Annotated in this window: 2 protein-coding genes; both read right to left on the bottom strand. The window is 79.0% G+C overall.

What is annotated here, in order from left to right; translation table 11 throughout:
* Window positions 1–176: 176 nt before the first annotated feature.
* Window positions 177–1,424 carry a type VII secretion-associated serine protease mycosin gene (gene mycP / locus E4099_RS30885; protein WP_135342408.1) on the bottom strand — a complete coding sequence of 416 codons (1,248 nt, stop codon included), beginning with the start codon at window positions 1,422–1,424 and terminating at the stop codon, window positions 177–179.
* The gene (locus E4099_RS30880) at window positions 1,421–2,188 is read right to left on the bottom strand and encodes a hypothetical protein (RefSeq protein ID WP_245245328.1); all 768 of its coding nucleotides are present in this window, start codon (window positions 2,186–2,188) and stop codon (window positions 1,421–1,423) included. The genes mycP and E4099_RS30880 overlap by 4 nt, the downstream gene beginning before the upstream one ends.
* Between the last annotated feature and the right edge of the window lie 753 nt (window positions 2,189–2,941).

The following is a 2,941-nucleotide window of genomic DNA, read 5'->3' as shown; positions in this document are numbered from 1 at the left end:
GTGGGGGCCGTCTCGGTCCCGAGGCGGCGGGGAGCGTCTCGGACCACGGGGCGGCCGGGGCGACTGGGACCCCCAGGTGGTGGGGGCCGTCTCGGCCGCCAAGGCGGCCCGGACCGTCTCGGAGCGCGGGGCTCCGGGACCTACTGGGGCCCCGGAGTGGCGGTCACGGCCGTCGGTCATCCTCGGCGGCGCAGCAGGCGCAGTGAGCCGGCGCCGCGCCAGATCGCCGTCGCGGCGGCCAGCAGTCCGACGCCGGCCACGGCGGCGATGAGGGCCAGCCGGTGGGGACCGCCGCCGCCCTGGGCCACCAGCGGGTTGCGGGCGGGGCCCTCGCCGAAGTAGCGCCGCGGGTAGCCGGCGGCCCGGGGCTGCTGCGGCTGCGGCCGCAGCCGGTCTCCCGCCGCGATGGCCGCGGCCGGGTCCACCAGGCCCGCGCCCAGTTCGTCGCTGCGCCCACCGGCCGGGCGCTGCCGCGCGGTGTCCACCAGCAGGCGGGTGATCTGCCGCGGGCTCAGCCGCGGGTGGGCGGAGCGGACCAGCGCCACGGACCCGGAGACGAAGGCGGCCGCGGCGCTGGTCCCCCACCCCATGTAGTAGCGCCGGTTCGGGGCCGCGATGGCCACGTCCACGCCGGGCGCGCAGACGGTCGCGTACCAGCGCCGGGTGGAGAAGGCGGCGCGGTTGCCGTAGCGGTCCACCGCTGCCACCGCGATCACCCCGGGGTAGGCGGCGGGGTAGGAGATCCGGTCGCCCTTGCGGCCCGAGTTGCCCGCCGAGGCCACCACGACCACGCCCTTGCGCAGCGCGTACTGCACGGCGGCGTCCTCGGCCGCCTCCGGGTGCGCGGACTCGCTGTCGTCGCCGAGCGACAGGTTGATCACATCGGCGCCGTGGTCGACGGCCCAGCGGATGCCCTTGGCCAGTGCCCCGCCCCGGGCCGCTCCGGCCTTCTCGCGGTCCGGGTCGGTGTCCTCCAGGATCACCCGCACCGGCAGGATCCGGGCCTTGGGTGCCACGCCGAGGATGCCGTCGCCCCCGTCGGGCCCGTGGCCGTGGCCCGCGATGATGCCCGCCATCGCGGTGCCGTGCCGGGCCCATGCCGGGTCGCCGCGCTCGGCCCCGAAGCCGATCAGGTCCTTGCCGGGGAGGACCTGGCCGCTCAGGTCGGGGTGGCGGGCGTCCACTCCGGTGTCGAGTACCGCGACGGTGATCCCCTCACCGCGCGTGGTCCGCCAGGCGTCCCGGGCGTGGAGGGCGTCCAGCGCCCACTCCTGGGCCCGTATGCCGTCGGCCCGGGCGGGGGCCGCCGGCAGCAGCGCCAGCCCGGCGGCGAGCAGTGCGGCGGCGGCCCGGCTGCTCGGCCGCGCCCGGCCGCCGGTTCGCGCCCCTGGCGGTACGGGTGTCCCCTGGCCCGTCGTCGTCATCCGGTCCCCTCCTCCGCGAGCTGGGCCACGGCGGCGCGCAGAGCCTTTCGCACCCCTGCGGCCACTCCCCTGGCGTCCTGGGCGAGGCCGGATCGGGTCGGCAGGTTGGCGGCGCGGTCGGCCGGTCGCTCGTCCGCCCGCTCGCCCGCCGCCGGGGCGGCCGGCCGCGGGTCGGCGACCTTCCGTCCGTCGGCGAATCCGGTCACCGAATAGACCACCGCCGGCAGGTCGGTGAGGACCTCGATCTGCCAGGTGGCGCGCCGCCCGTCGGTGAAGGACGCCGCCGGGGTGCCCTTGGCGGCGTAGGGACGGGGCATCAGGTCGGCGCGCCGGTCCAGCCGCTCGGTCGCGAACCGCTTGCGCAGGGCGCGCATCCGGGGCGCGTCCGCCTTGGTGATCACCATGCCGACGGTGGTCACCGCGGTGCTGGTGGCGTCGGTGTAGGTGGCGCGCAGCAGCCGTTCGCAGCCCACCGGGGACAGCACCCGGTCGAGCAGCGGATCGAAGGCCCCGCCGCAGCCGCTGTCCGGCGCGACGGCGATCCGGGTCCAGGTGCGGTCGGCACCGCCGGGCCCCGCGCCGGGGCCGTGCAGGGTCCGCGGGAAGAGTCGGTCGACGGGGATGTCGTGCCATACCTTGCGGGCCTGCGCGAACCGGGCCTCTGACGAGGGCTGCCCGTCCGACCCGCCGCTCAGCCAGCTGCCAGCCACCGCCCCGCCCAGCAGCCCCAGGCCCAGCACCAGGCACCCCGCCGCCGCGGCCACTCGCGCGACCGTGCGCCGCGGCCTGGCAGGGCCCTCGGCGCGGGCCGCGCCGGACGGGGGCACGGGGGCAGGGTCGGCGGGAGGCGGTACGGGTGTGGATGCGCCGAACCCCTGGACGGGAGCCGCGGGGGCGGTCGCGGGCGGCATCGGGGAAGGCGTACCGGGTCCGGCTGCACCAGGGACGGGTACGGGCGCGGGTGGCTCGGACGGGAGCTTGGCAGGCGCCTTGGGCGGGAGTGCGGTCCTGGGGGGTGGCGGCGCCGCGACGGGGCCCGGCATGGCGGCGGGAGCGGTCGCGCGTACCGCAGGGGCCGCGGCCGGAGCGGCAGGCGACGCGAGCGGCGGCGCGGGGGCGGGTATGGGCTCGGCCACCGGGCGTGGCGGCCCGGAGACCGGCTCGGGTGCGGCCACCGGACGCGACGGTGCGGAGGCCGGTTCGGGCACGGGACGGGGCGGCGCGGGCTCGGCCACACGACCGGACGGAGTGGAGACCGGCTCGGGTGCCGCTACCGGACGTGGCGGCATATGGGCGGGTATCGGCTCGGCCGGGGCCGGCGCGGGCACGGCGGCGGAACGCGGAGGCACGGAGGCCGGTATGGGCTCGGACGCCGGACGGGACGGTGCCGGGGCGGGCGGAGGCACGGCCGCGGAACGGGGCGGCGCAGGGGCGGGTATCGGCTCGGCCGGGGCCGGCGCGGGCACGGCGCCGGAGCGTGACGGCGTGGGGGCCGGTATGGGCTCGGTCGCCGGGGT

The organism is Streptomyces palmae, from assembly GCF_004684805.1.
Taxonomy (GTDB): Bacteria; Actinomycetota; Actinomycetes; order Streptomycetales; family Streptomycetaceae; genus Streptomyces; species Streptomyces palmae.
The sequence above is the reverse complement of the archived record's forward strand: the minus strand, read 5'-3'. Positions and strand labels throughout refer to the sequence as shown.